Source organism: Rhizobium sp. rho-13.1, assembly GCF_007000305.1.
Lineage (GTDB): Bacteria > Pseudomonadota > Alphaproteobacteria > Rhizobiales > Rhizobiaceae > Rhizobium > Rhizobium rhododendri.
Map to the genome: position 1 here is coordinate 143143 of NZ_SCFL01000009.1, position 26537 is coordinate 169679.

The 26537-nt window shown below is 58.0% G+C and carries 18 protein-coding genes and 2 pseudogenes; 11 read left to right on the plus strand and 9 right to left on the minus strand.

The genetic code is table 11. From position 1 onward, the window contains the following. The first annotated feature begins 107 nt into the window (after window positions 1–107). Together EQW76_RS29885 and EQW76_RS29890 are read left to right on the plus strand one after the other, a co-directional pair. Entirely contained in the window at window positions 108–695 is a 588-nt protein-coding gene (locus tag EQW76_RS29885; protein ID WP_244616985.1) for a hypothetical protein, read from the plus strand. An 87-nt stretch (window positions 696–782) separates the two neighbouring features. Next, entirely contained in the window at window positions 783–1649 is an 867-nt protein-coding gene (locus EQW76_RS29890; RefSeq protein WP_244616987.1) for a DEAD/DEAH box helicase family protein, read from the plus strand. Between the two features lie 919 nt (window positions 1650–2568). On the opposite strand, the gene EQW76_RS30260 is transcribed toward EQW76_RS29890, so the two are convergent. The 4 genes from EQW76_RS30260 to EQW76_RS29895 form a co-directional block, all read right to left on the minus strand. Further along, complete coding sequence (locus EQW76_RS30260) at window positions 2569–2874, minus strand: C-terminal helicase domain-containing protein (protein ID WP_279621455.1); 306 nt, start codon at window positions 2872–2874, stop codon at window positions 2569–2571. A 97-nt stretch (window positions 2875–2971) separates the two neighbouring features. Then, window positions 2972–3454, minus strand: coding sequence for an SNF2-related protein (locus tag EQW76_RS30265; RefSeq protein WP_341799006.1), 483 nt, complete (start codon window positions 3452–3454; stop codon window positions 2972–2974). Continuing rightward, window positions 3444–3923, minus strand: coding sequence for an SNF2-related protein (locus EQW76_RS30270; protein ID WP_341799007.1), 480 nt, complete (start codon window positions 3921–3923; stop codon window positions 3444–3446). Before EQW76_RS30270 ends, EQW76_RS30265 begins: the two co-directional genes overlap by 11 nt. Continuing rightward, on the minus strand, window positions 3901–4068 hold the full coding sequence (locus EQW76_RS29895) for a hypothetical protein (protein ID WP_244615507.1): 168 nt from the start codon (window positions 4066–4068) through the stop codon (window positions 3901–3903). The genes EQW76_RS30270 and EQW76_RS29895 overlap by 23 nt, the downstream gene beginning before the upstream one ends. Window positions 4069–4794: 726 nt before the next feature. Here EQW76_RS29895 and EQW76_RS19960 point away from each other — a divergent pair. From EQW76_RS19960 to EQW76_RS19975, 4 genes are read left to right on the plus strand one after another with little or no spacing between them, the layout of a single operon-like run. Further along, the gene (locus tag EQW76_RS19960; protein WP_142831632.1) at window positions 4795–5466 is read left to right on the plus strand and encodes an invasion associated locus B family protein; all 672 of its coding nucleotides are present in this window, start codon (window positions 4795–4797) and stop codon (window positions 5464–5466) included. Between the two features lie 20 nt (window positions 5467–5486). Continuing rightward, a complete protein-coding gene (locus EQW76_RS19965) occupies window positions 5487–7241 on the plus strand; it encodes a ShlB/FhaC/HecB family hemolysin secretion/activation protein (RefSeq protein WP_142831577.1) in 1755 nt (584 codons plus the stop codon). Window positions 7242–7243: 2 nt separating this feature from the next. Next, complete coding sequence (locus tag EQW76_RS19970) at window positions 7244–17317, plus strand: hemagglutinin repeat-containing protein (RefSeq protein WP_244616989.1); 10074 nt, start codon at window positions 7244–7246, stop codon at window positions 17315–17317. Further along, a complete protein-coding gene (locus tag EQW76_RS19975; protein ID WP_142831576.1) occupies window positions 17314–17676 on the plus strand; it encodes an Imm8 family immunity protein in 363 nt (120 codons plus the stop codon). The genes EQW76_RS19970 and EQW76_RS19975 overlap by 4 nt, the downstream gene beginning before the upstream one ends. 342 nt (window positions 17677–18018) lie before the next feature. On the opposite strand, the pseudogene EQW76_RS19980 reads toward EQW76_RS19975, so the two are convergent. Next, window positions 18019–19952, minus strand: a pseudogene (locus tag EQW76_RS19980) (Tn3 family transposase); the annotation flags it as partial. Between EQW76_RS19980 and EQW76_RS19985 the strand changes: the two are divergent. Continuing rightward, on the plus strand, window positions 19891–20517 hold the full coding sequence (locus EQW76_RS19985) for a hypothetical protein (protein ID WP_142831575.1): 627 nt from the start codon (window positions 19891–19893) through the stop codon (window positions 20515–20517). The pseudogene EQW76_RS19980 and the gene EQW76_RS19985 overlap by 62 nt on opposite strands. 432 nt (window positions 20518–20949) lie before the next feature. Next, a complete protein-coding gene (locus EQW76_RS29445; protein ID WP_202617185.1) occupies window positions 20950–21486 on the plus strand; it encodes a CPCC family cysteine-rich protein in 537 nt (178 codons plus the stop codon). 15 nt (window positions 21487–21501) lie between these two features. Here the strand turns inward: EQW76_RS29445 and EQW76_RS19995 are convergent. Continuing rightward, window positions 21502–22178, minus strand: a pseudogene (locus tag EQW76_RS19995) (IS5 family transposase). A 71-nt stretch (window positions 22179–22249) separates the two neighbouring features. Here EQW76_RS19995 and EQW76_RS20000 point away from each other — a divergent pair. After that, a complete protein-coding gene (locus tag EQW76_RS20000; RefSeq protein ID WP_142831574.1) occupies window positions 22250–22654 on the plus strand; it encodes a hypothetical protein in 405 nt (134 codons plus the stop codon). 351 nt (window positions 22655–23005) lie between these two features. Beyond that, the gene (locus EQW76_RS20005; RefSeq protein WP_142831573.1) at window positions 23006–23347 is read left to right on the plus strand and encodes a hypothetical protein; all 342 of its coding nucleotides are present in this window, start codon (window positions 23006–23008) and stop codon (window positions 23345–23347) included. A 446-nt stretch (window positions 23348–23793) separates the two neighbouring features. Here the strand turns inward: EQW76_RS20005 and EQW76_RS20010 are convergent, their stop codons facing one another. Genes EQW76_RS20010 through EQW76_RS20020 form a run of 3 tightly spaced genes read right to left on the minus strand, consistent with a single transcriptional unit; the run spans window position 23794 to window position 25591 of the window. Then, entirely contained in the window at window positions 23794–24936 is a 1143-nt protein-coding gene (locus EQW76_RS20010; RefSeq protein WP_143123094.1) for a site-specific integrase, read from the minus strand. Beyond that, a complete protein-coding gene (locus tag EQW76_RS20015; protein ID WP_143123095.1) occupies window positions 24933–25337 on the minus strand; it encodes a type II toxin-antitoxin system VapC family toxin in 405 nt (134 codons plus the stop codon). The genes EQW76_RS20010 and EQW76_RS20015 overlap by 4 nt, the downstream gene beginning before the upstream one ends. Further along, a complete protein-coding gene (locus EQW76_RS20020) occupies window positions 25334–25591 on the minus strand; it encodes a type II toxin-antitoxin system VapB family antitoxin (RefSeq protein WP_143123096.1) in 258 nt (85 codons plus the stop codon). Before EQW76_RS20020 ends, EQW76_RS20015 begins: the two co-directional genes overlap by 4 nt. Window positions 25592–25944: 353 nt before the next feature. Between EQW76_RS20020 and EQW76_RS20025 the strand changes: the two genes are divergently transcribed. Beyond that, window positions 25945–26283, plus strand: coding sequence for a hypothetical protein (locus EQW76_RS20025; protein WP_143123097.1), 339 nt, complete (start codon window positions 25945–25947; stop codon window positions 26281–26283). Window positions 26284–26537: the final 254 nt, after the last annotated feature.

The following is a 26537-nucleotide window of genomic DNA, read 5'->3' on the forward strand; positions in this document are numbered from 1 at the left end:
CATAATTCCGGAGCCTTCTGTGCCGCTGAGATGGATAGTGCGTCTTAAAATGCGGACGTCTTTGGCCTATGCTGATCCGCATGATCATTTAGGCGGAAGCTTCAAAGTTGGCGGAAAAGAATGATGCTTGGGAGAACATTGCTCGCATTCGACGGCGGTTAGCCGATCTGAATGAAGAGCGGATGGCGCTTGAGCGTGAGCTGGAAGTGTTTGAGCAACAGCTGATTTCCGATAGCCAGATTGCCGCCGAAAAGCCAGCCTTCACCGATGCCCCTGTTACCAACAGCTCGCCGTCGATGGAGAAGGTGGAGTTATTCCGGCAGTTGTTTGCCGGGCGCCCCGATGTCTTTCCGGTGCGATGGGAAAATAGAAAGGATGGACGCACCGGCTATTCGCCATCCTGTTCCAACGAGTGGGCGAAAGGAATCTGCGGCAAGCCGAAGGTGAAATGTGGGGACTGCCCGCATCAGGCGTTCATCCCGTATTCCGAGGATATCATCGAAAAGCACCTTCGTGGCGGCGATGCCCGTTCAAGCGACTTTGTTGCCGGCGTATATCCATTGCTGCAAGACGAAACATGCTGGTTCCTTGCTGCTGACTTCGACAAGGAAAGCTGGGCGGACGATACCAGAGCGTTGCTGGCAACCTGTCACGCAAAAGGAATTGCCGCAGCCCTCGAACGGTCGAGGTCGTGAAACGGCGGCCATGTCTGGATATTCTTCTCCGAACCCGTTCCCGCGAAGGTCGCCCGACAACTGGGGGCCGCACTGATCACAGAGACGATGGAGAACCGCCCCGAGATCGGCTTCACGTCCTATGACCGTTTCTTTCCCAACCAGGATACCATGCCACTTGGCGGCTTCGGCAATCTGATCGCGCTTCCCCTGCAAAGGAAAGCTCGCGAAAATGGAAACAGCGTTTTTATCGATGGCGACCTGCAACCCTACGATGACCAGTGGGCATACCTGTCGTCTTTACCCAGGTTGTCGGCGGACGAAGTCTTCAGGATCGCCGACGAAGCCGAATTGTCGGGGCGGGTCTTGGGCGTCCGGATGCCGGTCGATGACGAACATGCCGATGAGCCGTGGATGATGTTGCCGTCACGTCGGAGCGAGCCGCGGCGAATTGAGGCTGCGATCCCGCAAAGCATCAAGGTCGTGATCGCCGATCAGGTTTATATCGATAGGACCGAGCTTCCGTCCGCGCTGATTGCGCAGTTCGTGCGCCTGGCAGCATTCCAGAACCCGGAATTTTATCGTGCGCAAGCAATGCGATTGCCGACATTCGGCAAGCCGCGGATCATCTCCTGTGCCGAGCTTCATCCACGCCATGTCGCGCTGCCACGAGGCTGCTTCGACGAAGCAATTGAGCTCGTCAAGAGCCATGGCGCGACCGCCATTTTGGAGGATCACCGCGAAGACGGAGATGCGCTACCCGCCGGCGTCTCGTTCCAAGGGGAACTGCGACGGCCACAATCGCGGGCCTTTGCTGCTCTTGTCGCCAACGACAACGGCGTGCTCGCCGCGACGACCGCCTTCGGCAAGACAGTTGTCGCTGCTGCACTCATTGCACATCGAAGCCGCAACACGCTGGTTCTTGTTCACCGCAGGGAGCTTCTCACCCAATGGGACAGGCGTATCCATTTCTAAGCGAACGGGTTTTTTGGCGAATAAGCGGATCGGTGATGCGGAAAGGCCATTGTGCAGACCGCGATTTATACGATTGCGCAAACCTTCCTGTCCCCGAAAGAGTCTATCGGCTAGTGCGCGAATCGGCGATCAAGCAAAATCGCCCTTGCGCGAAAGAGAGTTTGGGCGACTAAGACGTCGAGCGTTTTCAATTTATCGGCTAAAATGACATCCCTGAATTTTGGGCGCGGGTGCGTCATCGTAACCTGCTCTCACTCCAGTCGCCGCATTTCGGCACCCACCCTGCCGCAGAATTGCCGGACCGCGCGATTCCGAGCGACGCTAGTACCGATAAGTTCCGGTTTCGACAGGCTCATGTCCCGAAAGCGCTACGATCACGCCGGATCGCATTTCCCGGCCGCTCAGGAAAGTCGGCCCCAGCACCATGCCGAGGCCGGCGACACAAGCATGGTACCAGTTTAATGACCTCAACCACGAGCAGGCCCAAAGGCGTACCGATGCTGAAGAAACCCTGGCTGTTTACGACGTATACCCCGCCGCTTGTTCGGCAGCCGAGAAACAGCGACTTAAGTCTGAAATAAGCAGCTTTAATAGTTTCGGATGATAAAGGCTTTGGGTCGGGCGCTGTTGGCGGGTCCGCTGCTGCGTTTCGGAGCAACTTCTGTGCAGGCAAAGAGGCGGTCTCGACCCTAGTTGCGACTTGCGGCTCAAGCGCGAAGAATTTCGCCGTCTCCCGCAAGGGAGTTTATGATACAGCTTCGACCACGAAACATTGGTGTCGAGATTTACAGCTGAGGATTGACGGGCGATTTCTGGGAAGACGTCATTTAAACTCGGCGGGACGGGAAACGCCGGCGCTGAGGTCCGCATCCAGGGTGAGATTAAGCGTTGCGACCATAATCCACTCACCCCCGATCAGCTACCCCGAGCAACAAGTCGAGATCCGGCTCGGTCGTCGCGAGTGTCGGGCGGCAGTCATGGTCGAAGATGCTGGTGGCCAGCGCACGCTTTTGTCTTTGAGCACGTCCATTTTTTCTTCAATCGGGTCGGCGGCAACCAGCCGGTAGACGAAGATCGGCTTAGCCTGGCCGATCCTGTGGGCCCGGTCGAGAGCTTGTTCCTCGACCGCCGGGTTCCACCAGGGATCGTAGAGGATCACTGTATCGGCGGCGGTCAGGTTCAGTCCGACACCGCCGGCCTTAAGGCTTATGAAGAAGACAGGCATTTCTTCATTTGGAACGACATTACCTGCGCTGCACGATCGATGGTATCGCCGGTGAGCAAGGCATAGGCGATGCCCGCGTCATCTAATCGCTTCCCGATCAACTCCAGCATAGATGTGAACTGGGAGAATACGATGACTTGCGGCCTTCATCGATCAGATTGGCGACCAACTCGATCAGCTGTTCGAGCTTCAAGAGGCGCGGATCGCAGCAGGCCTGACGCAGTTTCAGCAGGGCATCCAGAATGACGATATGGCTGGGGGCGAGGCCTTTCTCGGCGATTGCCGCCTGAACTTTTGCATGCATCGCTAGCCGGATGGATTCGTAAAACGTCCGCTGACCTGCAGAAAGCTCTACTTTTTCGGTTATCACGGTTTTTGGCGGCAATTCGGCCGCCACCTCTTCCTTCGTTCGCCGCAGCAGAAAGGGCTTGATACGGGTTGCTAACAGCCGCGAGCTTGCCGTGTCACCCTTCTTTTCAATCGGCGTCCGCCACTGACGGGTAAAACTCTTCAAATCGCCGAGAAACCCCGGCGCAATGAAGTGAAACAGCGACCATACTTCGCCGCGGTCATTTTCCAGCGGCGTCCCGGTTTAGGCAAAAGCGATGCGGCGATTTTAGCCCATGTACCAGCTTCGTCTTCGCGGCATTTGCGTTCTTGATGACCTGCGCCTCATCAAGGAAGACCATGTGCCAACCGCGCTCGGCAAGGATGGCTTGGTCGTGTGCCAGCAGCGGATAGGTGGTTAGCATAAGATCAACAGCCTCAAGGCTTTGGAAATGCTTCTTGCGGTCGGCACCTTGCAGAACGAGTATGGATAATTCCGGCGCAAATTTTCCGGGTTCCGTCGCCCAATTGACCATGAGGCTGGTGGGAGCGACGACTAGAACGCGGGTCGATAGTCGCCCAGTGGCTTCTCGATGGCGATCAGGCCTAGCGCCTGGACCGTTTTTCCGAAACCCAACCCGAAAGGATGCCGCCAAGCCCAACACCCTTGAGAAACGCCAACGATGCCAGCCCGTGCGCCTAATAGGGCCGCAATGTCGCATTAAGCCACGGCGGCAGGTCGACTGCAGGAATGCCGTCGTGGCCGCGTAGCTTTTTCCCCAGCGCAAGCACTCTTTGACCGCCCTGCCAGACGGCGCCGGCGGCTTCCTCCAGATCGGCAAGGCTTGCGGCATCAAGCGACGACAACCGCAGTCGCCCGTCCGCACCACACCTCCAGCCAGATTGAACAGATCGAACAACGTCCTGATGAGTGGCAGTATACTGCCGACAGGAGCAGCCAGCACCTTGCCGCCTTGTAGCGGCAGGAACAGCGGCTCATGCTCTCCCAGGAGATCCAACGCTGACTGGAAAACCACGGACCGCATAACGCGCAGCTGGCCGGAAGGCCGAAATGTATGCGGCAGATGCGGCAATCATCACAAAAGATGGGTGGTCATCCGCGCGAGGTCATCGCGGATGATGCATCCACGGGGCCATTTTGCCCGCCGCACCCGGAAAATAGAGGTGTCCAATTGGGCGGATCAAAGCTTGGCCGACCCGTGTCCTTGGCTGCCGCCTGAACGAAGCTGGGGTCGTAAGATCAATGTCGTCAACAAAAGCTTCGATGAAACGAACCGGGTTGTCCGGCCCTATGCTTTAAAAATCTCAGGGTGCACTCAGCGAGAACAGCAGTGGGATTTACCATCAATCTGCAGGGGTCGGTGATGTAGAATTAGCACGTCCCGTCAGAAACGTCGCAAATACACCGGCGCGCGAAAGACTGAGTGTGCCCATAGTGCTTTTAGTCTGATATCTCGGACGCAGCCAATGAGTGGCCTCGTATTTCTAAAAACCTGTATTTTTAAAACTTTGATGGACAGTCGATTGATCGGGTCGACTTGCACATTCAAATGCATTGCTGGTGGGGATTGCATGATTTTAACGGCTTTAAATAGAGCATTTTCAGTGCGGGCGTTGGCATCCACGTTGCTGTTTTCATCAACCTTGTTCGGGTATTCCAGCCTCGCGCAGGACCAGCAGACCGCTCCGGCAAACACAAATGGCCAGCAGACGACCACCGCGGGCCCACCTGCACAGCCGGCACCCGCGCCCCAAGCCCGCGTCCAGAAATTCGACGACTGGTATTACCGCTGCATCGACGGCAAGGCTACCGATGGCGCTGCGACAACGAACTGTGAGGTCGCGCAGATTGCGACGGTAAAGCAGGGCGACCAGGACGTTAACGTACTGACGCTTGCCATCGCCAAGGCAGATGTACCGGCCACATCAGGCAAAAAGGGTGCAAAGCCGCCGGCAAGTGATCTCGTTCTCACCGCCCTTGTGCCGCTCAACATGTATCTGCCGTCTGGGCTGAGCATCGACGCGGCCGACAAGCCTGTGGTGCAGCTGGCCTACCGCAATTGCACTCAGGCCGGCTGCTGGTCTCAGCAGAAATTGGACGCCCGCATGATCGCGGCGTTTTCCAAGGCAGCCGATGGCACCGGTCACGTGCAGATGATGAATGGGCAGAAGGTCAACATCAAATTCTCGCTGAAAGGATTGTCGGCGGCTTTGGATGCTTTGCAGAAGACTGATACTCCCTAAGGCAAGAGGCAGACAGAGTTATGAAGTCCGCCCGGCCCCCACCAGCTGCTCCCCGCCGCAATCTCGTTTTGACCGCCAGCGCCTTGCTGACGGCAGCTCTTGCCGTATCGCCGGTCGCCGCCCAGACGCCCAATGACGACTTTGCGCGCCGGCAAGCGCAAGAGGCTGAACAGAAGCGTCTGGAGACCTTGGGACAGATGACGCCGAAGCCGGCGCCCGCAGGGGCTCCGCAACCAGCACCATCCAGCAGTCAGAAGGCTGGCCCGTGCTTTGCGATCACCCATGTCGAGGTGGATGGAGTGAAGCAGTTTCCGGCCACTGCCATTGCCAAGGTCACGTCATCTTATGCGAACCGCTGTGTCGGCATGGGTGAGATCAATGGACTGCTGCGCGACCTGACGCATCTCTACCTCGACAAGGGCTTCGTAGCCTCGCGCGTCTACGTGCCCGCACAGGATATCGCCGGGACCAAGATGCTGCGCCTGGTCGCCGTCGAAGGTACGCTGTCGGATATCTACATCAATGGCAAACCGGCCCCCGGCTCCGGCGTATTGGCGACTGCCTTTCCCGGCATGAAGGACCAGATCACAAACCTGCGTGATATCGAGCAGGGTCTCGACCAGATCAACCGTCTCCCGTCCAACAACGCCAAGACAGCCATGCTGCCGGGCAAGACGGATGGAACCACGATCCTCAATATCGAGAACAAGCCGGACCATCCCTGGCACCTGTCCTTCGGCAATAACAATCTCGGCCAGGAGCAGACGGGATATTCCAAGTCCTCTGCCTCGGTCGGCTATGACAGCCTTTTCGGCATCAACGATCAATGGAATTTTTCCTACGAGCATAGTGGCCCGGACTATCCCTGGCCTGATGACGGGCAAGGCAGGAGCAACAGCTATTCCGGCAATGTCAGCGTTCCCTACGGCTATTGGACATTGTCGCTGAACGGTTCCTGGTATGGTTACGACAGCTCCGTCCCCGGCAATTTCGGTCCGTTGGAAACGTCTGGTACCAGCAAACAGGCTGGCATCGGCGCAGACCGGGTGATTTTCCGCGACAAGGATTCGATCACGACGTTCAATAGCGGCCTGACCTACAAGGAAACCAATAATTTCCTGCTCGGCAACAAGATCGAGGTCGGCAGCCGCAGATATACGGTCGGCGATCTCGGTATTTCGCATTCGCGCCGAATGTTGGGAGGGCTCTGGGTCTTCGACCTGTCCTACAGCCAGGGGCTCAATCTCTTTGACGCCGTCGGGCCGGGCGACGTCGGGGCAGGGGACGCAGATCCCCGGTTTTCCAAATTTACCGGCACCATCACGATGACCAAGCCGTTTGAGCTCGCCGAACAGCATTTTGAGGTCAACTCGATCATCACTGGACAGTATTCCCCGGACAATCTGTTCGGCGCCGAACAATTCTCGATTGGCGGATATTCCAACGTGCGTGGCACGCGCGAGACCATGCTTTACGGCAATAACGGCTTCTTTGTCCGCAACGATCTGGCCTGGCGCACACAGCCCTTCGCCAATCATGCGGAACTTGTAAAATTATTTGGCGAGTTCCGTCCCTATGTCGGTCTTGACTACGGGCGCATCCCTTCGCAATCACGCTACCGCATCGAGGGTGGCGACATGTTTGGCTGGACGGTGGGCGCCAAGCTCGCTGGCGGCCATGTCAATTTCGATATCGGCTATTCGGACATATTCGGCGGAACGGTTGACCGGCACGACGCCGGGCTTCTGTTCGCCAGCACATCCGTGAGGTGGTGACCATGACTGATCGCATCAAGATTTTGGGAAGCGCTGGCTTTTCAAAGCGCACCAGGCAAGGTTTTCGTGTGATCGCCGGACGATCGCTTGCGATGCTCTTGAGCGGCCTGCTGGTTTTCCAGCCGATGCTGGCCAATGCCCAGTCCGTCTCCGCTGCAGGATCAGCCCCCGCAGCCAATCAGCCCGGCGTTGGGACAGCGCCGAACGGTGTCCCGCTCGTCGATATCGTCACGCCGAACGCGACCGGTCTCTCCCATAACAAATACGACAACTATAATGTCGGCACGCCTGGCCTCATCCTCAACAACTTCAATGGCGAGGTCGGCACATCGAACCTTGGCGGAGTCACGCCGGGCAATCCGAACCTGAAGACTTCCGGTCCGGCCTCCGTCATCCTCAACGAGGTGACGAGCGGCAATCGCTCGGCGCTCAACGGTCCGACCGAAGTCTTCGGCGGCAGGGCGGATGTGATCATCGCCAATCCGAACGGGATCACGTGCTCGGGCTGCGGTTTCATCAACACCCCGCGCGCGACGCTCACCACGGGGGTTCCAGAGATCGGGGCTGACGGTCGTCTGACAGGGTTTGCCGTAAATGGCGGCGATGTCACCTTCGAAGGGGCAGGGGCAAATCTCGCGGCTGCCCCCGGTGCCGTCGACCTGTTCGACGTCGTCTCGCGCCAGATCCACGTCAACGCGCCGCTTTATGGCAAGGTAATCCGACTGACGGGCGGCGCCAGCAAATACGACTATGCCACAGGCGAGGCAACCGCGCTGGCGGCGACCTCCGGCACGCCGGAATATGCGATCGATGGCTCGGCGCTCGGCGCCATGCAGGCCGACCGCATCAAGATCGTCGTCACCGAGAAGGGTGCCGGCGTCATGATGAGCGGCGACATGGCCGCCAATGCCGGTGAACTGTCCCTCTCGGCTGACGGCAAGATCTCGATCGGCAATGCGTCGGCACGCGATGGCGTGACCATCACCTCGAAACACCGGGTCACCGCTGCAAAGGTTGCGTCGAAGCAAAAAGTCAATGTCCAGGCCGACGAGGGCATCACCTTGCAGTCGGTTGCGGCTGACAGCGATATTGCCCTGGTGAGCGGAGCCGGCCTCATAAGCGTGGTGGAAGACGTCACCAGCGGCACGGCCGTGCAGATGAGTTCCGGCGGCGGCATTGCTGCCGGCAGCGTCACCGCTGGCAATGGTGCGGCAACGCTTGTCGCCACCTCCGGCGATATCGTGATCGCAGGTGCTGCCAACAGCGTCGGTGATCTCACTCTGACCGCGACGGCCGGCTCGCTCTCGGCCGCTTCCCTGTTAAGCAACGGCAACATCGCGCTGAATGCCGGGCTGGATATTGCTGTCGCCGGTAACGTGCTGGCTGAGGGCAATCTCACTGCCGCCGGTCGGTCAGTCTCGACGGGCATGGTCGTCTCGGGCATCGATATCGCTGCTACCAGTGCCGATCCAAACGGCAACGTGGTTCTCGGCTCCGCTGACAATCTCAGCCTGACGGCCACAGGCGGCAATATCGCGACGGGCAACCTTCTGTCTGCCGGAGCGCTCACTTCAACGGCGGCCGGCACCATGACGGCCGGCAGCCTTCAGTCGACCACCGATCTGACGGTGGCTGCGACGTCGCTGACATCAAGCACAGTGATCTCCCACGGAACACTCACTGTCGATGCATCGACAAACGTTTCCGGCCAGATCTTTGGGAGCAGCAATGTCCTGATCTCGGGCGCCACCATTCAAGCCGGCGCCATCGTATCCGGCGTGGATTTTGCGGCAACCGCTGCGGCCAATGGCAATCTTGTGGTTGGCAATGCCGGCGATATGACGTTGCAGGCCTCTGGCAGTCTGTCAGCAGATACGCTGCTTGCGGCAGGAACGATGTTTGCCACGGCCGCAGATCTCAACGTCGGGAATGTGACCGGCCACCAAGTCGTCACCCTGTCCGGCAGCTCCAGCCTCACGGCCACCGGCCAGCTTCTCGGAGCAAAGGAGGTCTCGATCTCTGGCGGCTCGGTCTCCCTCAATCAAGTCATCAGCGGTCTGGACTTTGCCGCAACACAAGCCAATGGCGGCAATGTCACCTTGGGCACGACCGGTAACCTGTCTCTACAGGCCGCCGGTCAGCTCTCGGCAAATGCTTTGCTTGCGGCCGGAACCATCACGGCGACAGCCGCGGATCTCAGCCTCGGCACTGTAACAGGGCATAACGACATCTCGCTTTCGGGCGGTAACAACCTGACCGTCACTGGCCAAACCCTCGGGGCCAACGATGTTTCGTTGTCGGGTGGCACGATCTCGACCGGCCAAGTCGTGACGGGTGTTGATTTTGCTGCGATGGCGCAATCTTCGACCGGCGCTATCGTCATCGGCTCAGATGGTGACCTGACGATCAATGCCGTCAGCGCCACCAATGGCAGTCTCGGCAGCGCCACGACCGGGGCGCTGCTGGTCGCCGGCGATCTCAATATCACGGCCGGGTCATTCGCAGCGTCCAACGTCACCGGTCATGGTGCCGTCACCGTCGATGCCGCCGCCAATGTTTCTGGAACGCTTCTGGCAGCAGGCAATGTCGCAATCACCGGCTCGTCCATCACGGCGGGCAGCCTTGTCTCTGGCGTCGACTTTGTCGCTACAAACCAATCTACGGACGGTAGCGTTGTGCTCGGCTCAACTGGCACACTCACCCTAGAAGCCACCGCAGGCAATATCAACGCGTCCAATCTGCTGGCGGCCGGCGGGATCGGCGCCACGGCGAGCGGTGACATCGGTAATATAACGCCCGTCAACGTTATTGCCCATCAGAACCTGACGATGACCGCCGGCGGCACAATCGCTCTGGCCGGCCAATCCATGGCAGCAGACAGTGTCAACCTGCAAGGTCAGTCGATCTCAGTCGCTAGCCTGGTGTCAGGCGTCGATTTCGCTGCGACGCGTGCCTCAAGCACCGGCGCGCTGATGCTGAAACAGGGCAATGCCCAATCACGCACAATGACACTCACGGCCACCAATGGCGACATAACCGCCAGCAATGCGCTGCTGTCCGGTGGCAACCTCTCGGCAACGACGAGCGGCGGTATCAGCTATGCGCTGCTGCAAAGCCTTGCCAACGCCTCGTTGAGCGCGCCGGGCACCATCACCTACACGAACAACAGCAACGTCACCGGCAACCTTACGATAAATACCGGTACGATCGATCTCTCGGGAACACGCGGCGCCAAGCTGGCTGTCGGCGGCACGCTGTCGATCACGGCCACATCCGCAAACCTCACCGGCAGCAGCCTCGTCCTCGGCGGACTGGCGCTCGACCTCAGCGGCCAGGCTGATTTGACCGGTGCGGCCGTGAAGACGGCCATGAATGCCGGCGGCTCCGGCGATATTGCCATCACTGCAGGCAGCCTTGCCATCAGCGACACGACGACGCTGCTGGCCGCCCATGACCTGACGCTCACCCTTCCCACCCTCTCCAACAGCGGACAAATTGCCGCTGCCAACAATCTGACGATCAATACCAGCGGCGATCTGACCAATACATCGACCGGTCTTCTCTATGCCGGTCGTGACGCTTCTCTCCTTGTCGCGGGGGCGCTGACCAACGATCAGGGCGCCATTCTCGCTGGCAATGACCTGACGATTGCGGGAAGTAACCTCAGCCAACGCAACGCTGCCACCACCAACATCTCCGGCCTCATCCAGGCGGGTGGTGACATGTCTATCCTGACCTCCAATCTCGTCAACAAGCGGTCGACGACACCAACCTGGGTAACCGGTCAGCTGGTCTCATCGGGCAATGTCGTCGGCACCTTCGTGCTCAACCCCGATGTCGCCGGCAAGCCGTTTGCCTATCTCGAAACCAGCGACCAGAATATCCACCAGCTTTACCCCGGTGTTGATCCGCCGGCCTGGCAGGACTACGAGCCGCTGCTCTGGTCTCAGGCGACGCTTGCGGATGGCACAAGCTATCATGCCTGGACCTGGACCTCCGCCAACGGGCCGACCGCAGTTGGACCGATCTACGACTGGATCAAGGCCCGTGTCCCGGTCGATGCCAACGGCACCCCGGTCCTCGACCCCACCAACCCATCCAAGTACTTCATCGTCGACCAGGTCATTCGTGGCGGGGTCGCCGACACCAGCACGACCTATACCTGGGATCCGACCAGCAATCTCAGCCAGTCGGTTTACGAAGACAGGTTTACGAGCACGCTAACCCCCGAAGCGGTGATCCGATCCGGTGGCAATCTGACCATCGATGCGACCAATCTCACCAATTCCTACAGCAGGATCGAAGCGGGTGGCAACGCGACGCTCTCAGGGTCGACACTCACCAACGAAGGGGTCGTCCTCAATCGCACCACGATGACGACCTGCAACGCCCAGAGCGCCTGTACAGCTTACAATGCCGATGGCACGGCCGATCCATCGCGCGATATCGCCAACGGATCATCTGTCGTATCGGGTTCGCAGGTCATTGGCGGTGCGGCTGGTACCCTGAAGGCAGCCGGCGCGCTGACCCTCAACTTTGGCACGGTCAACAACACATCCCTTGGTTCGACCAGCGGCAGCGCGGCCGTCAGTACGCCTTCGACATCGAGCGATCCGCTATCTGCCTTGAGCGGCCTGACTGCAGGCGGCGCGCTCTTCACGGTCAATAGCGCGCTCTCCAATGTAGCTGGCAACAGCGTGCCGACCGCCGGTGGCGGCCTGACCGCCGCGCTTGGCAACCTCACCCAGATCTCGCCAGCAAATGTCGCGCAGCTCGCTGCACTGGCGAAGCCGCAATCCGGTGGTGTCGGGGGCACGATACCCGGCCAGGCCTTCATCTTCGAGACCCGAGCAGCCTTCCTCGACGTCTCGAAGTTCTACGGATCGAGCTACTTCATCAGTCGGGCCGGTTACGACCCCGAGACCAGTATTCCGTTCCTCGGCGACGCCTATTTCGACAACCAGCTGATAGACACGCAACTGCGCCAGTTGGTCGGCGACGGGCTCGGAAACGGTTCCTTCATTCCAGGCAACAGTGCCATCGAGCAGATGAAGACCTTGCTCGACAATGGGGCTGCCTACGCCGAGGCCCATGGTCTGGCCTTCGGCCAGGGGTTGACGCCCGAGCAGGCGGCCAATCTGCAGCAATCCATCGTGCTTTACCAGACGCAGACCGTGAACGGGGCCCAGGTGCTGGCTCCCGTCGTCTACCTGTCGGCCGCCGACCGGGCCAAGGCAGGGTCTGGCGCCGGCGCGATGATCGCCGGCAACTCCGTCAATCTCAACGTCGGCGACCTCAACAATTCCGGCGCGGTCGCCGCCGCCGGCGGCCTTAACATCGCTGCCAGCTCGATCAAATCCACCGGCACCTTCTATGCCGGTGGCAACGCGAACCTGACCGCTTCCAACGGCATCACGCTTGCCGCCCAGACGATGACCATCGGCGGCCAGAACGTGGTCAACACGAATGCGGGGGTTTCGGCCGGCGGTAATCTCTTGCTCGCCGCCAATAACAGCGATCTCAATGTCAATGGCGCCAGCGTCAAGGCTGGCGGATCGGCTCAGCTCTCCGGCAACAATGTCAACCTCGCTGCGGTCAAGGTCGACAATGGCGGCCAAGAGAATGCAACAGGTGCACGGGTCACCGCTGGCAGCAATCTTGCCATTGCCGCTAACAACGATGTCAATGTCATCGGCTCCTCTGCCAAATCGGGTGGCGATCTCAATATCAAGGCCGTGAGCGGCGCCGTCAACGTCGTCTCCACCGATGTCGCGCGCAAGACGAACGATGGCTACACCAAGACCTCCGGGACCGATCAGCAGGCATCGAAGCTCACGGCCGGCGGCAATCTCGGGATTAGCGGCAACACAGGCGTCCTGATCTCAGGCTCGGATCTGTCGGCCAAGGGTGATGTCGGTCTGAGCTCGAACGGCGACATCAACGTTACCACCGCGCAGAGCCAGAGTGCCTCTGTCTTCGGAAAGAATTCGTCATCGTCGATCACGAACAATGGCTCCACCATCACCGCCGGTGGTGATCTCGTCGCAAAATCCAACAACGACATCAACGTCATCGGCTCGACGCTGGCAGCCGACGGCATACTCGGCCTGCAGGCGAAAAACAACGTCACCATCGCCGAAGCCACCGATGGCTATACGCTCGACACCAAGAGCTCCAGCAAGAAGAGCGGCTTCTTCGGATCGACCAAGAAGGACGCCTCCGGCCATCTGGAGACCACTACAGCGGCAGGCTCAACGCTCTCCGGCAAGGATGGTGTGACGATCATCTCCGGCGGCGATACCACCGTGTCGGCATCTAAGGTGACGGCTGGCGACGCCACCCATTCCTCGGATCTCAACGTCCAGACCGGCGGCAACCTCATTGTCGCCTCGGCCAAGGACACCGAGACCGAGAATGACAGTGCCAAGCGCAAGGGTTTCCTGCGCAGCGGCAGTTCCAGCTATCAGGGCTATAACGAGACGACGGTCGGCTCTGAGCTTTCCGCCTCCGGCGATGTCAATCTCGACGCCGGCAAGGCGGCCGTCATCGTCGGCTCGAAGGTCAATGCCGATGGGTCGCTGAATGTCTCCGGCGAAAGCGTCAGCATCATCGGTGCTCAGGAGAACCACCAGTCCGACAGCCAGCGCAAGGATTCCGGCCTCTTCGTCGGTTCCGGTGGCGGCTTCATCTCGCTTTACGGCAAGAACGAAAAGCAGGGCGCACAATCCTCGACCGACAATGTCGGCTCCAAGCTATCGGCCGGGCAAGACGTCAACCTGACGGCGCGCGCCACCGATCTCAACATCATGGGTTCGCAGGTCACCGCCGACCGTGACATCAACCTGTCGGCGGCCCGTGACGTCAATGTCACGCCAGGGGCAGAAAGTGCGGCGCAATCCGAACAGCAGAAGAAATCCGGCTTTGGTCTCGCCTTCTCGTCCGGCAATGGCGGCTTCTCGCTCGGCATCGGCGCCCAGTCGACCAAGGACAGTTCGGCCCAGCAATCCGACACAAATGCCATGTCGGCGCTGTCAGCAGGTCGCGACCTCAACATCTCGGCCGGCAACAATGTCAACCCGCAGGCGACCAGCGCGTCTGCCGAGCGTGACGTCAATCTTTTTGCCGGCAACGACATCAACCTGCTCTCGGCCAACGACGTCACCAATTATGAGGAAATGCACGAGAAGACCTTTGCTGGCGTGACGCTTACGGTGTCCAGCCAGGTTGGCAAGGCAGCTCAGAGCATCATGAACTCGGCCGAGCGTCTGTCGGACAGCGGCGGCGTCAATGCCGTCACCAACACCGCCATCGCTGGCCTTGGCTTTTACCAGGCCTACAAGGATCTGACGGGTGTCTACAGCCAATATCAAAAGTCCGGCGACATCGGTGTTAACGTCACTCTGACGGTCGGCGCCAACCATCAGGAAAGCCAGTCCTCATCCTCCACCTCGACACCCGTCGTCACCGACATTCGTGCTGGTCGGTCGATCTCGATGGAGGCAGAGAACGGCTCGATCACGAGCGACGGTGCGCAGATCCTGGCCGGCTACGACAAGAACGGCATACCAACGGTTTCAGGCGATCCGCTGACCGGCGATATCTTTCTGTCGGCAACCAACGGCAACATTAATCTCAACGCTGCGACAGGCACGACGGACAGCGCGAGCAGCAACTCCTCCTGGAGTGCTGCGGTGGGTGTCGGTGCGACTTTTGGCGGCGGAGGCAAAGGCACCAAAGATCTGGGTCTGGTTGCCAACGCCGGCTACGGCAAGGGCAGCGCCGATACCAGCGGCGTCAGCCACACGAACACCCACGTCAATGGCACTGGTGACATCACAATCGTCACCAATGACCTGACCCTGCGCGGCGCCACGATCACCGGAAATTCGGTCACCGCCGACGTCAAGAACCTGACGATCGAAAGCCAGGTAGACACCGCCAAGGCCAAGGCGGACCAACTCAGTCTATCGGCCCAGACCGGCTTCGGCTCGACCAGCGTTTCCGGCGTTACCCAGAAGGCCAGCGGCGACGCGGTTGTGGTCACCGAGCAGTCCGGCATTCACGCGGGGGCGGGGGGCCTCGATATTGATGTCAGCGGTCAATCGTCGCTCATTGGCGGTTTGATCACCAGTGAGGCCGGGGAAGGACGCAACAGCTTCTCTACCGGGACGCTGACGGTCGCCGATATCGATACGCACTCGACCTGGAAAGCCGACACCTACGGCGGTTCGATCGGTACTAGCGGCATAGTGCCGTCCCCTCCTGTCAAAGAGAGCGAAAACAAAACCGGTCAGGCGCTTTCGGCCATCGGTGGCAATATCCCAATCACCATCACCGATCCGGCGCACCAGACACAGGATATCGGCACGATCCGTCGCGATACTGACAACACCAATACGTCGCTACCCGGCCTCCCGGATCTTGAGCATATCCTGCGCGAACAGTACAAGACGCAGGCTGATTTGCAGGCGGCACAAGCAACAATGGCTGGGCTGGTCGGGGATATTTCCAGCAACCTGTACAAGCAGGCTCTCCAACGTGGAGACGACGCAGCGGCTGATCTTTGGAAGGAAGGTGGCGAAGGCCGGGCGCTGCTACATGCGATCGGCAGCGGTATCCTGGGCGGAGTCAATGGTTGGGAGGGGGCAATCAAGGGTGCCCTCGGTGCAGGAACGTCGTCATTACTTACACCGGCGATCGCCGCACTCGTCAAGGGTATCCTGAAGGACAGCACCCTGTCGGATCAAGACAAGCAGACGCTTGCCAATCTGATCGGAACAAGCCTCAGTTCAGCGGTTGCTGGCGCCGTCGGCGGTGGAGAAGGAGCATCATACGGCGGAGCGCAGTATCAATTTAATTATCTCACCCACAAGGAACTTGATGAGGCCAACAAAGAGCGTGCTGACCTTCAAAAGAAGATTGCCAATTGCCAAGCGTCCTTGGGCAACGGCTGCTCGGCTCAGACGCTTTCTGATCTCGAAGACAACCTGCAATTCAGCGTAGCCTACTACCGGCAGCTCTCTGACGCGAATAACGCGTCCTTAGTAAAGGCCTGTGCGGCATCCTTTTCCAGTGCAGCCTGCGTAGCTGGCAGAGCCGATCTTGCAAACGCCGTCGACGAGGAACCAGGGCTCCAGCAACACGTTCTTGGCACGAGCTCTGTCAATACGCCGGATGCTTTGCTGCTCGGCGTGCTCAGCGATGTGGCCGCAGGCCATGTTGCATCCGATCAAATCGCCGCGCAATACCAACAGGCGTTGATCACGCACCAGCAGATAACAACTGGCGTCGCTGCACTGGCCGTGCTCGTTGCTGTGGGCGTTACGGTTGGTCCGGAGGTGTACGCCTACTGCGCAGCCAATAGCGCTGCATGCGCGAACACGGTCACGGAGCTGCTGGATTGTACGGTAACCATCGCCTGCACGAGCACCGCCGGGGGTGTTTTAACGGCTACAGCGGCGACAAAGGTCGCCGGCGAGCTCGAGCAATCCGCAGCCGCTGCAGCGAAAGCGGCCGGTACCCGCACGATTGTCGCATCTGATGGCACAACGGTTATAGTTCCCGCTGGGTATAAGCCGCTGACCTCTGCTGGACCCGCCGCCAGTGATGTAGGGGGCCTACCACAAGGGTATGTCCGGGTCACTGACGATGCAGGAAATACTGTCATTGCAGGGCCAAATAGCGCAATCTATGATGATGTGGCCGAAGCACAAAAGGCGGCAACTATTACGGCCAATTATTCAGGTAAAACTGACTGGCCAGAATTGAGCGGCGCTTTGCGTGAAGGTTCAAATTCTGCTGCAGCGGCACTTAAGGGTGAAGGGCCGATCAACTTTGGTATGGGAACTTTCAATCGTGAGCAGACTATGGCCATGGGTGAAGCATGGGTCGGACCCGGGTATCGCGTGACTTCGCGCGGATACTATGAAAGTGTAGATGGGCTAAGGCAATTCAGACCTCCGTCGACAAAACCGAACAGCCAGTTGGCAACGACAGGCACTCAAGCAAACTTTGAGCAGAGATCGGGTGCCACCGGAGCGTGGGGCGCAAATGGCCATATGGATGTGTCACCATGATTGCCACCGCAAAATCCATCGAGCTAATCGACTACGAAAACTGGAACTATTGGCCAGACGACGTTAAGAACTTCTGCGCAGCAGCGGAAGCCATGATTGGACCTGTCGAAAATGACGGGGCTGAAATTTTTAGCTTTGAAATATGTACGCCAAAGTGGTTTGCTGAAAATAGACTCGCCAAAGCAACGTTTACTAGGGGTATAGTTTTTGTACCTGAGTACGACGAGCAGGCAGTAAAAATGATAATTGCGGACTTAGTCGCAAAAACCTCAGGCGATACATGGGGCGAAATCGCCGAAAAACTGTCTCGGTATCTTCGATGGGAGTTTGAGGACTATCAGAGAGGACCTCCGAGTTAAATGCTTTCTAGGTGGCACGGCGATTGCTGACCCGTAATCGAAAGAAAGGTATGCAATAATGGGAACATCTACGGCGCTACCGATCAAAGTCATGGCAGATTATGGTTGCCACCCGCTATGGTGGGATAGTGAGCATCCCGTGTGGTATGCTCGGGATGGTCAGATGGGTGATATCGACCCTGTCAGCCTCGGCGTTACACCGAGCTTGGCAACCGAACTTCGGACCTGGGCTGAGAAATTTGATGCCATGTTGAACTGGGAGGATCCAGGAAGCACATCCGTTTCCCCAGAAGTTGAGGCGTCATTTGAGGGGTCGGTTCCGGCTGGGGGCGGAATGACACTCTAAGCCGTTGCCCCCTTGGGCCAGAGATATTCGCCGGTCAGTAATATGTGCGCCCAACCCAGCGGAGAGATATGCGCCAGAAGTTCGGGCGGCACATCAAGTCCTTCATTCCGGCGCTTTGCGACTGTATGGCCGAGATGGAGGGTGTTCCAGTAGATGATGACTGCGGTGAGCAGGTTGAGGCCGGCGATCCGGTAATGCTGCCCCTCGGTGGTGCGGTCACGGATTTCGCCTTGGCGACCAATGCGCAGCGCATTCTTGAGAGCGTGGTGGGCCTCGCCCTTATTGAGACCGATCTGGGCACGCCGCTGCATGTCCGTGTCGAGGATCCACTCCATAATAAAGAGTGTGCGCTCCACCCGGCCAACCTCCCGCAGCGCAACCGCTAGATCGTTCTGGCGTGGATAGGAGGCAAGCTTGCGGAGCAACTGGCTCGGCTTGATCTTGCCGGAAGCCATGTCGCTGCGCAGCGGAACAGGTCGGGCCAGTTCGCGATGATCAATTCCTCGCGGATCTTGCCACCGACCAGTTTGCGCAAATCCTTGGGTGTCCCGGCGGGATTGAAGACGTAAAGGCGCTTCGAAGGCAACTCGCGGATGCGCAGGACAAGGCGGTATCCGAGCATGCCGCTGGTCCCGAACAGGTGATCGGTGAAGCCGGCCGTATCGGCATATTGCTCTCCGATCTGACGACCGGCATCATTCATCAGCAGGCCGTCAAGGATGTACGGGGCCTCGCTGACTGTCGCGGGAATAGTCTGTGACGCGAACGGCGCGAACTGGTCGTTGACGTGAGTGTAAGCCTTGAGGCCTGGTTCATTTCCATACTTAGCGTTGACCATGTTCATCGCCTCGCCATGCCGGGCCGAAGGAAAGAACTGGCCATCGCTCGATGCGGTCGTTCCCATGCCCCAGAACCGGGACATCGGCAGCTTTGCTTGCGCAGCCACCACGATCGCCAGCGCCTGGTTCATTGCGTCGCTTTCGACGTGCCACCGGGCAAGGCGCGATAGCTGCCAGTAATCATGCGTGTTCGTGGCCTCCGCCATCTTCCGCAATCCCAGATTCAGCCCTTCTGCGAGCAGCACATTGAGCAGGCCGACCTGGTCACCGCATGGAACCCCGGTTCTCAGATGAGTGAATGCTTCGGTGAACCCGAGCGCAGCATCGACCTCCAACAAGATGTCGGTGATCCGAACTGGCGGCATCCGGCGATAGAGATCGAGTATCAGCTCCTCGGCGCTGTCCGGAACGTCAGCCGTCAGTCGGTCGATCCGCAACGTCCCATCCTCGATGCTGCCACGGGGGATGGTCCCGTCGCGCGCTGCTCGCGCAAGTCTCTTCAGGCCATCGGCGAGCCGAGCCTTTCGATCAGTCAGCCATCCCAGCGGATCGAGGGGCACAGCCAGTCTTGTATTAGCTTGTGCCGCAATCATAGGCACCAACACCTGTTTGAGATCGCCATAGCGGCGCGAATGGTCGAGCCAGATGTCACCGGATCGGAAGGCATCCCGCAGGTGAAACAGGACCGCCACCTCCCGAAGGCGATTGTCACCCTGATGTTGTGCTCTCAAATGTCGGTGCCATTTCGAATCCGGCCGCAAGAAGCTGTCGGTCGCCGGTGGTGACGCTTGCATTTCGCCGATGGCTTTTGCCGCCGCAATCAAGGGCTGGGCTACCGATGCTGCCTTGAGCTTCAGGCACCGCAACATGCGTGGCGCGTAACGGCGGAAGCGATGATATCCGTGCCCGACATGAGCCAAGGGATCGTCCGCCAGCGTATTGCTGAGCTGGGCACCGGTCGCGACCAGTTGTTCGAGCCGGCCCCACTCCGCCGATTTGGCGACCGCCATTTCCAGCGGCACCCCGTCGTTGCGGGCCTCGAGCAAGGACTATGTTGCAGCACTGGTCTCGGCCGCAAACGACACCAACGATCTTAAGAACGCGACGCCAACCCAGGCATCAGCGGTTCTGAACGGCCTGAAGGACGCTATCGGTGTGGTCGAGCAGGGCCAGGGGAACGCGACAGGTCTCGAAAACGCGCTGACCGGCTCGGAACAGACCTATCTCCAACTTCTCCAAAGCCTCACCAACGCCATCTCGACGACAGCGGGCACCAACGAGTCCGCGCTCCGGCAGTTTGCAATTCAAAACGCCGCACACGTCGACGGACTGATGGCAAATGCGGCCTTCGCGCAATCGGCCGGCAAGCTCATCCAGGTCGAATATATGATCGCGGTCGGAGGCGCCGCAGCGCTCCCGGTGGCGCAAGAGCTTGCCGCCATGTGCCGCTTGGGAGCGCAGGCCTGCGCGGCACAGGCTAATCTGATCTTCCAAGAGATCGTCGCCTCTATTCCTGAGCTTGGCGGTACTGGCGTCGGAATCGCCGGCATCAGCGTGATCGAAAAGGAAGCTCTCGATCGGGCGCTCGTAAAGGCGGCCGAGGCCCATCGCCAAAAGTGCTTCCAGCGCCAACTTACGCTGCGCCCGATGGGCTGACGGCCACTGGTCAATATACCAGCAGCGGAAAACCGGTTTTCACGGATGGCAATGGTGGATATTATGCGCCGTCGGGAGTTGCCGGTGACAACAGTATCGTTGTTGTCGACGCCAACGGTAATGCGAGGTATTTTAACTACGGTACGTCCTCAACGGCAGGCGTAGGTCAATCCGCCGAGGCACAGAGCCTACTCAGCAAATTGTGCTGGAGAAAGTGCTCGCCGATCCAGCGGCGGGTAAGGCATTGGGGAATCTAAATGGCGATCCAGTCTTCCCGCAGAGCTTGGGCTGGATGAAGATGGAAGCTAAAGCGACTCTATCAAATGGCTCCGCGATAACTGTTCACTATCAGTATAATTCTAGTACCGGCACTGTTGCGGATGTTAAGATTGTAAATCTGCCAATTTCAAGTAAATAACTAATGGTGCAAAATTGAAAATACGGAAAATAGATGATAATCAAGAATTGTTTGTATATGGCGTTGTTGTTCACAATAATGGCTCGTATTTTCATACGTCACCTCCTGGGTATAGGGGTCTTTTAACTTGCGGGTTCGAAGAGTGTGATGTATTGGACGGAAATTTCAATTATAATACAAGCTATGTTGAATTTGAGGGAGGGGCGGTTGGTGTCTACTATGCAGAGATAATTACTGAGAATTTACTTGATGTCTTAATTGAAACTGATCCCGTTGCATTTGCACGCTTTACAGAGCTAAGGAAGATTTACGATAGGCCGCCTGCGACAGTCGCGGCAATAAGGCGTCTTGGCGAAGATGCCCTATCAGGCTCCGCAGCGTGTCCATGCTGCGATTGTGACACGCTTGTTGAGCCTGGGTGTTATGAGGTCTGCAAAGTATGTGGTTGGGAAGATGATCCGCTGCAATCTGAAGATGCCCAATATGTCAATGGCGCGAATAAGGTCAGTCTCACTGAGGCGCGGATGCTGTGGCGAGCCCGGAAGACTTAAAGCCAGATAGTTGCTTTAGGCCGTGGACTCGTTATGACGGAGTACGATGCGGATGCAAGCTAGCTTCGTCATCGCGAGAAACGTCATTCCGAGCTTGTCATATCGGGTTGCAGCCCGTCTGTAATATTTGAGCTTGTTAAAGAAGCGCTCAACGAGATTGCGCTTTTTGTAAAGCCAAGGGCTGAAGACGATTGGCTCGCTTCGATTAGACTTTGGCGGAATGTTTGCCCATGAACGTTCCGCTCTCAACTTTGAGCGTAACCAGTTGGCATCATAGGCTTTGTCCGCAAGAAGCATCGCACCCGACGGAAGATTATCGAGTAGTTCGCTCGCTGCCGTCGACTTCTTCCAAGGCAGCGATCTGGATGATCCGCCCTCAATGTCGCCGCTGAATGATGTACGCGAATTGAAGTGCCATCGATCATCGTGATCCGATCATGCGATGCGCTGGTGATGGCGTCCATCAAACCGTCCCAGATTCCCGCTTTCATCCAGCGTCGGAAGCGATTGTAGCAGGTAGTTAAGGGGCCATATCGCTGTGGCACATCACGCCAAGGAGCACCTGATCGCAGAACCCAGAAAATGCCGTTCAGCACGCGGCGGTCATCAACACGCGGCACGCCTCGCGGCTTGTTGGGCAACAGCGGCTCAATCACGCGCCACTCAGGGTCGGTCAGATCGTATTGGCTCATGCCGACACTGAATCAGATGTTGACCGCTGGTGGAAGACGTATAGCTTTGTTGAATGAGAGACGATCCTGAGATGCTCCTCCCCGACACGCTGCGATCCGTTGCTTGTCGCAACGGCGGTGAATGGGGTTGGAAACCTGAAACAATACCTCTGGTGATCGATGAAGCCGAGAAATTGGGCCTTCTCAACGTTGGCGGGCAACTGCAATCCCTTATGCCAGAAGGCACCTGCGAATGTTATTGGGTTGAGGTAAATGCGTTGAAGGGCGAGCCAGTCGGGTTAACCTGGAGCGAGCGCGTAGCGCTTTCCGCCAAAAACGCACGACGGCAGATGGTTGATATCACGCGATATTACGACTTTATCGCAGAAGGACGCAAAGCATTCGCAGGCCCTTTTGCTGCTTACGAAGCTACCGGTGGCAGCGTCCGCGACCGCATGTGCTTTATTTGGTACTTACAGGCGGACCGCCGCCCATAATTGCCTCGCCGCCCGTTTATGAGTTCACGACCTAGTATTCTTGATTGAACTGCTGATATCGCGAGTGTGGCTGTCAATTAGATGTGGCGGCATCGTCATGTCTGGATGGCGCCCGTTTGGCAATGTGATTTTGGCCGGCTCTGTTGCAAACATTCCGTTTGTGCTGGAAATATCGCCGATAATTTATCTGTAAATCGGCGAGGGGTCCCGATGCCGATACGCATGATAAACGCTTGTTATTCCTCAAGTTGATAGGGTCATTTCTGTATGCCGAATCACAAATCGCAGCCGGATGAAACTTCAGTGGCAGGTCACTAGAACAATAATTACGATTTTAAGGAATAGCTCGCGATGAGCTCCAATTTAATTTATCCAGCCGCAATAACTGAGTTGAGGACCGCATGCTCGAAGCACTTAGAAGGGCGGGTCTCCGCTGATGAGCTGCAACGGGCGGTTCAAAAGGCAGAAATGGTAGTTGTTGCCGTTGAAGAAAGCGACATCCGTGAATTTCTCACCAACCTCGAAGGGCGATTCGAATTAATTAAATTCACCGTAAATGATGATGAACAGCTTGCGGAAACCCAGAAAATTGCAAAACAAGCTATCAATTGGCTTGTGAAACGAGAACATGAGGCCCTGGATGAGGCCTATCCTGGCAAGCGCACACCTTTGATAAAGACGACTAAGCCATGAAATACATTCACTCTGCCAAGATCGGTGAAAATTGCCCATGTTGTGGGCAGGGCACTCAATTTGTTTCAAAAGAAAGTGCGAGTGGTAATTTATTTGTCTCGTGCGACGATTGTTTTGCTGAATGGGAGACTCCAGACAAAGCAGCAAAATGTGACCTTGCCACCAGAGACAAATTTGGTTCCTGTATATATCTGCATTCTAAAGAATTAATTGATCATCCATGGTATAGGTACGTGTTAAATAAATAGTCTCCACAACACGGCACAGATCCGGCACGCATCTTGACCATCCAAAGCTCTGTGAGGGGTTGCTAAGAGGCTGCCTCAAAGAGCGGTGGGTAGTTTCGACAGGTTATGATTTCTTCGCATTTGCAAAGATTCGACGGAGTTCACGATAGCCTGGACAGAAATCACCCGTCCGCAATATGCTCGTTGAACGGCTCGCTATTAAAGCAGCCTGGCGGCCCGTCCGGTGCGCCGTGTCGCATTGTTATAATAGCTTGATGCCTGCTGGACCGAACGATGCCTCGACTGTTCCATGGCCTCGGGAAGGGGGACGCCGCGATTGGCAGCCTCGGTCAGATAGCCTGATCGCAAGCCATGCGCCGAAAACTCCCCAGCATCCAGTCCGGCGAGCGCCGCTCGATGCTTGACGATATCATTGATTGCCTTCGGATCAAGCGCGCGACGGGATATATTGCCCCAGCGATCAATGGCCCGAAACACACTACCGCTGTCGATCCGTGCCACTTCAAGCCACGCATTCAGAGCATCGACCGGCCGGCCGGTGAGGTACACGACCTCATCGGTGTCGGCACTACTGGTCTTGGTACGTCCAAGATGGATGGAGAGCGACAGGAGGGGAGGGGCGCCTTCAACGGCGATCAAAGGCTCGATCGTGAACTGTTCGCGCCGCAATCCGGCGATTTCGCTGCGACGCCGACCGCCGGAGGCAAAGGCCACCATCAGGATGGCCCGGTCGCGGACGTCGCGAAGACTTGTGCTGCGACAGGTGTTGAGCAGTTTTGCCAGCACATCTGATGTAACGGCTTGGGCACTCTTGCGTTTTCTTGGTCGTGGGTTGGCGCGAACAGCCAGTCGGATGGCCGACTTCAGGGAAGGGGAGGCAAACAAGCCACTCAGTCCGCGCCATTTGGTCAGGGTCGACCATGTGGCAAGCCGTCTGCGAACGGTATCCTGTGCATGTGGTCCCACCACTCTGAGAAAGCTCTGACTGCGAAGGATCTCTTCGACGATGATCGGCATGCCATGCTGTGGATCGGTCAGTCTCTTTTCCGGATCCCAGAGATGATGGGCGACGAACTTCAGGAGCAGCGCCTCTGGGGCTGGCCAGGGGAGGGATTTGCCGGTGGCCGCAAGCGACCAGGCCTGCAGATAGGCGAGGTCCGAGGTGAGGGCGCGCAAGGAGTTGGCACCCATGCCTTCATTGACCAGATGGCGAAGGGTTTTGACGTCCTCATCCGACAGGATTTCGGCGTGTTCGTCCCGTCGCCCCATCGGCAGGACGGCGGCGATCGTGTCGAGCTCTTCGAGCCGGCGGTTCAGGGCCTTGTCGCTTGTTCCGCTCATGCCGTCGATGACGCCGGATGCAATTTCAGGTCGGATTGCGAAAAGTCCCGGCCCTTACACAGGAGCGGCGCCTTAGCCACCGCAGACACCGCATAGGAGAAGCAGTCACCCATGTTGAGGCTCGCTGGATGGTGCCCCTTTCCGAACCGCTCGAACGCGAGCTCTGCGGCATGATAGTGGCGCTCACCAAACGCGACGGCGGTGACATTGGGCAGCACGACCAACTGAGCGATGACGGCCGCAGCACCTGGAAAGCGCTTTCCCGCCAACACCATCCGAGCCTCGAGAAGGGTTGGCCAACCCACGAGGATTTCTTCGCGGCTCATAAGGGCGTGGAAAAGTCCGGCCTCAGGCTCGCCCAGCGCTGTGGCGACAATCGCTGACGTATCGAGAGCAATCATTTGGGCAGGCCGTTTTCGTCATAGAGATCATCATGAGCCGACGTTGTACCTGCCGGCACCGAGCGGCGCCCTTCCGCCATCAGGTCCCAAAGGATATCGGCCGGCGTCTTGGCTTGTTTTTCGCGCAGTTCCTGGTCGTAGCGCTCGAGCGCTTGCTCGACGAGCTTGTTGATCGGCTGGCCGGTGCGCCGGGCGAGCGCATGGGCCAAGTCGCGCGCCTTGGCGCTGCGGATGGAAAGCTGGGGTTCGGACATGGTGATCCTCGACGACTGTTGACGTAAACATAGCCCTTGGCGGGCAAGATGGCAACATTAGAGAGCCAGATGGCTCATGTTCGATAAGGGAGACTTATCGATGGTTAGACACGCGGTTATGGTTAATAATTGGTTACGGAAGCAAAGATCATATTCAATGCCGCCAAATGCCGTGTGTTTTGTAAAATCAACTTACTAGGCGCCGGGAATACGCATAAATAACGTTTGATTTCGGTACGTGGGGCAGATTTGGTGGCGCTGCCGGTTTGTCAGGCAATTGTGTCGCTGACTTTCTTCTATCATAATCGGCATCGTCCTTGAAGAAGACTGCCATTGGAGGATGGATCTGCGCCATGACCGACATCGATATCGACACGCTCGATGAGACCGAACTGCTAGCGTTGAACGAGCGTATCGTCGAACGGCTTCATCTTCTGCATCGGCAAAAGACAGACCAAGCGTTGCAGCAGATCAAAATCGGCAGTGCTGTGATGTTCGAGACACACGACGGCAGAACGATCACGGGTATCGTCATCCGTCGCAATCGCAAGACCGTGACGATCCATTCTGATGACGAGAAGCACTGGAATGTCTCACCAACGCTCGTTAGGCTGATCGGGCGGAATGTTTTGGAGGACTTGACGCCCAAGGATGGGCGCGTGCTGCCATTCACGAAGCCCGGCAGCCGTTAGCAACGCTCAGGCTCTCGCCGCGACAAGGCCTGCTAATTGCGGGATGGCCTCGCCACCAATGCCGAGCCGGTCGCCAAGATAGTCGTAAAATGAGATGCCGAGCTTCCGGCACGTCTGCATCAGACCGAGCATTGTATCGCGTGCAATGCGACCGTCTCGGCTCATCGTGCCGCCAGAGATCTTCCGCTTGGTCACAATCGTGCGGGTTTCACAAAGTCCCGGACAAAGATTTCAGTAAGTCGCGGACACCGAAT

Coding starts and splice junctions, on each gene's coding strand:
- EQW76_RS29890 (WP_244616987.1), top strand. CDS start 783: ATGGAGAACCGCCCCGAGATCGGCTTCACGTCCTATGACCGTTTCTTT.
- EQW76_RS30260 (WP_279621455.1), bottom strand. CDS start 2,874: ATGCCTGTCTTCTTCATAAGCCTTAAGGCCGGCGGTGTCGGACTGAAC.
- EQW76_RS30270 (WP_341799007.1), bottom strand. CDS start 3,923: ATGCGACATTGCGGCCCTATTAGGCGCACGGGCTGGCATCGTTGGCGT.
- EQW76_RS19960 (WP_142831632.1), top strand. CDS start 4,795: ATGATTTTAACGGCTTTAAATAGAGCATTTTCAGTGCGGGCGTTGGCA.
- EQW76_RS19965 (WP_142831577.1), top strand. CDS start 5,487: ATGAAGTCCGCCCGGCCCCCACCAGCTGCTCCCCGCCGCAATCTCGTT.
- EQW76_RS19970 (WP_244616989.1), top strand. CDS start 7,244: ATGACTGATCGCATCAAGATTTTGGGAAGCGCTGGCTTTTCAAAGCGC.
- EQW76_RS19975 (WP_142831576.1), top strand. CDS start 17,314: ATGATTGCCACCGCAAAATCCATCGAGCTAATCGACTACGAAAACTGG.
- EQW76_RS20000 (WP_142831574.1), top strand. CDS start 22,250: ATGCTCCTCCCCGACACGCTGCGATCCGTTGCTTGTCGCAACGGCGGT.
- EQW76_RS20005 (WP_142831573.1), top strand. CDS start 23,006: ATGAGCTCCAATTTAATTTATCCAGCCGCAATAACTGAGTTGAGGACC.
- EQW76_RS20010 (WP_143123094.1), bottom strand. CDS start 24,936: ATGAGCGGAACAAGCGACAAGGCCCTGAACCGCCGGCTCGAAGAGCTC.
- EQW76_RS20015 (WP_143123095.1), bottom strand. CDS start 25,337: ATGATTGCTCTCGATACGTCAGCGATTGTCGCCACAGCGCTGGGCGAG.
- EQW76_RS20020 (WP_143123096.1), bottom strand. CDS start 25,591: ATGTCCGAACCCCAGCTTTCCATCCGCAGCGCCAAGGCGCGCGACTTG.
- EQW76_RS20025 (WP_143123097.1), top strand. CDS start 25,945: ATGACCGACATCGATATCGACACGCTCGATGAGACCGAACTGCTAGCG.